Below are 630 nucleotides of genomic sequence, written 5' to 3' on the forward strand. Positions count from 1 at the left end.
CACAAGTGCCACAACCTGAGATTTTGCATTCCGATCTTGCGAGCTTGGTAATGGAGCTGGCGTTTTGGGGGACGACCGATATTCATGAGCTAAAATGGCTCGATATTCCTTCTGCTGCCGCGCTGCAACAAGCTAAGCAGTTGTTGTTTTCATTAGGGCTTATTACCGAGCAAGGACAACTGACTGCGGAAGGAAAGCAGGCTCATGACTTGGGCGTAGAACCTCGCGCGGCAGCGATGTTAATTAAATCGAAATCCCACAGCGATAAGATGGTAAATGTCGCTTTGGTGGCGGTCGCCCTAATTGAAGAGCCAGAGCGTAATGTAACGAATATCGCACATAGCTTGCATCGTTGGTTGTCCGGTTCTCATCCGAAAAAATCGTTGTTATTGAAGCGCGCACAATCTCTTGCGCATAAACTCGATACCACGTTTAGCCTTCGAGAAGTGGATGAAGATGCATTGCCGTTGGTGTTGAGCTTGGCGTTTCCCGACAGGATCGCTCAGCAACGCGCCAATCAATTTGGTCGCTTTGCACTAGCGAATGGTCATGGTGCAGAATGTCGTCCTGACGATATGTTAGGCGGCTGTGAGTACTTGGTCGCGATTGATCTGATGCGGTCTCATTCCA

General features: G+C 49.4%; 1 pseudogene. It reads left to right on the top strand.

The features are described from left to right. A pseudogene (locus R8O10_RS25925) lies at window positions 1-630 on the top strand (ATP-dependent RNA helicase HrpB); the annotation flags it as partial.

The sequence above is a fragment of the Vibrio sp. 1727 genome (assembly GCF_033344415.1).
Classification (GTDB): Bacteria; Pseudomonadota; Gammaproteobacteria; order Enterobacterales; family Vibrionaceae; genus Vibrio; species Vibrio alginolyticus.